This is a genomic window from Mycobacterium sp. (assembly GCF_032162105.1).
Classification (GTDB): Bacteria; Actinomycetota; Actinomycetes; order Mycobacteriales; family Mycobacteriaceae; genus Mycobacterium.
Map to the genome: position 1 here is coordinate 1 of NZ_JAVRPS010000702.1, position 3,043 is coordinate 3,043.

The following is a 3,043-nucleotide window of genomic DNA, read 5'->3' on the forward strand; positions in this document are numbered from 1 at the left end:
CAACGACACCCCAACAGAACAGGAGGCCACACCGGCGGCACTAACCGCCTGAACCACCCAGTCGAAGAATCACACGACGACCACGTACACCACGTCCCTGGACTTGACCTGCTACTTGCGGGCTGCATCGAGGGCGGCGACCAACCGTCCGTGGTTCTCGCGTACAGTCTTCGGTTTCCAACTGCCACTCTGCTGAGAAGCTTGAGTCGCACTGCACCTGAACGAGCTAAGTAAGAGCATTCCATGGTCACGTTGACGAGTCAGTAGATGACTCCGTCCGCACGTGTCGACCGCGATAGCGCGAGGTCTGCCAGCCTCATCGAGGCTTAAGAGCGGACGCAAGGGTTAGGAACTGTTGACGACAGGAACCGGTGCTTTCGACCGGTGATTGGGTCCACTGTGGGATCCGTCGGCTAACGCCTACACAGGTTCGAATCCTGTACCTGCCACCGTGTGATGTAGCAAGAGATGCGAAGAGCTCTGAACCCCCGTTTGTGGGTTCAGAGCTTTTTCGTGGGCGGCCGGTGGCGACGTTTCGGGGTTGGTAGTCGCGGGTGGGGTCGATGGTGAGCTGGCGGATGAGTTCTCCGGTGGCGGGGGTGGCGCGTCGGGGTAGGAAGCGGTGCCCCCGTTTGTCGAGGTGTCGCTTTCATAGGAAACGCAAAAGTTTCACATAGATTGCGCACCAGTTGGGGTGTCTCAATGGTGTCATGACTTTGACATTGGACGCGGCTGCGCCAGCCCCGATTGCCGACGACGGCGAGCCGTCCCGGCGCCGACGGATCAGTTCGGGTACCTGGGATCGGATTGGTTTCGGTGTTCTCCTGGTCGCGACCGCGGTCATGTACCTGTGGAACATCACCGTCAACGGGATGGCCAATCAGTTCTATGCCGGTGCCGCGCAAGCTGGTTCGACGAACTGGGAGGCTCTGCTGTTCGGGTCGCTGGACTCGAGCAACTTCATCACCGTCGACAAGCCCCCGGTGTCGCAATGGGTAATGGGCTTGTCGGGGCAGATCTTCGGATTCAGCAGTGCGAGCATGCTGATTCCCGAGGCGTTGATGGCCGTGGTGGCGGTGGCGTTGCTCTACGGCGCGGTGCGTCGGATCAGTGGACCTCGCGCGGCGTTGTTGGCTGGGGCGGTGTTGGCGCTGATGCCCGTGGCGGCGTTGATGTTTCGATACAACAATCCCGACGCGGTGATGGTGTTGCTGATGATGGCGGCCGCATATTGCGCGGTGCGCGCGTTGGAGCGAGCGAGTGCGAAGTGGATCGCGTTGGCCGGGGTGGCGTTGGGGTTCGCGTTCCTGGCCAAGATGCTCGAAGGGATCATGGTGATGCCGGCGATCGGCCTGGTGTACATGATCGCGGCGCCGACCTCGGTCCGTCGCAGACTGTTGCATCTGCTCGGCGCGCTGGGGGCATTCCTGGTGTCGGCGGGTTGGTTCGTCGGGCTGACACTGCTGTGGCCGGCGTCGTCGCGGCCCTACATCGCGGGTTCGACCGACAACAACTTCATGAACCTGGTCCTCGGCTACAACGGATTCGCCCGCGTCCTCGGCCGCAACCACGGCGATCCCGGTCAGCCGGCGAGCGGCGCGGCGGCCAGTGCGCACATGGACACCGGAGCGGCCCACTACGGCGGGTTCGGCGGTCCCGGTCGTCAGGCGGCAGGTCTGGGACGGCTGTTCTCCGGCGAGTTCGGGTTCGAAATCGGCTGGCTGCTCCCCGCCGCCCTGCTCGCCGTGGCGCTGGTGCTCGTCTCACGGCGGCGCGCCCCACGCACCGACCTAGTCCGAGCGGGCGCGATTCTGTTCGGCGGCTGGATGCTCGTTGACGGACTGGTGCTGAGTTACATGAGCGGCACGATCCATCCGTATTACTGCCTGTCCTTGGCCCCTGCGGTGGCGGGAGCATTTGCGGTCGGAGTCAGCGAGGCGTGGGGCAAGCGGTTCTCGTGGTTCGGCCGCGTCGGGCTCGCGGTGCTCATCGGGTCGACCGGCGTGTGGAGTTGGTGGCTCCTTGGCCGCAATGCACAGTGGCTGCCCGCGCTGCGATGGACGATTCTGGTGATGACCATCGCGGCGGTCGTGGCCTTGCTGGTCTCGCTTGCCGCACCTGCGCGCCGACGGCTGGCCGCTGCGTCGCTGGTGCTCGGGCTTGGCGTGGCGCTGGCCGGGTCGACGGCCTATGCGCTGGCGACCATCGGGCAGTCCCACGGCGGCGGCAACGCCAACGTAGGGCCTGCGGCCCCAATCCAAGCGGGCCGCACGGGCGGCGGCATGCACGGCCAGAACGTCGACAACGCTGCACTGGACAGCCTGCTCGACGGCACCCTGACCACGTGGTCGGCGGCCGTCGACGGATCGTCGACCGCAGCTGGTTTGGAGTTGTCGACCAACACTCCGGTCATGGCCATCGGTGGCTTCTCCGGCTCGGACCCCGTCCCGACCTTGAGCCAATTCCAGCAGTACGTGGCCAACCATCAGGTCACGTACTTCATAGCGCCGGACGACCAGCGCGGCGGACCTGGCGGCGACAAGCAGCACTCGGACATCAGCAACTGGGTCGCAGCAACCTTCGCACCGATCAAGGTCGGCTCCGACACCGTCTACGACCTCGCGACGCCTCCTCACTAAGGCGCCTCCTCCCAGTCCGGTCCGAGGTGGCCACGAGGTTGGCTGCCTACGGTTCCGAGCATGGTGACAAGTGCTGGCGTGATCGCTCCCCTCGGTGCCGAGATCGCGTTCCTGGTTGGGAGCGTCGCCGCCGCCGTGTTCGCTGCGATCGTCGCGATGGAGAAGCAACGCCGCCCGTTCGTGTGGGCGATCATCAGCTTCTTCGCCACGTTCGTCGTGGCCAGTGCAGTCCACGCCGTGCTCTGAGATCTGGTGTGCGCGACGGTTCAGTGCGAAGGGGTGCCGATCTGTCCGGCCAACCACGGCAACGCGTCGGCAAACGCGTAGGCGGCGAACTGCCACGTGTGGAAGGTGGCGATGGTGTGCACCGAGCACGAGATGTTCACCTTGGTAGCGGCATCGCA

General features: G+C 64.8%; 2 protein-coding genes. Both read left to right on the plus strand.

Annotation, left to right across the window (positions count from 1 at the left end; all coding sequences use genetic code 11):
* The first annotated feature begins 710 nt into the window (after positions 1-710).
* Entirely contained in the window at positions 711-2,639 is a 1,929-nt protein-coding gene (locus QOC69_RS35625) for an ArnT family glycosyltransferase (protein WP_526447464.1), read from the plus strand.
* Positions 2,640-2,699: 60 nt separating this feature from the next.
* Positions 2,700-2,885 (plus strand): hypothetical protein, encoded by a 186-nt coding sequence (locus tag QOC69_RS35630; protein WP_526447466.1) that lies wholly within the window; start codon positions 2,700-2,702, stop codon positions 2,883-2,885.
* Positions 2,886-3,043 lie beyond the last annotated feature (158 nt).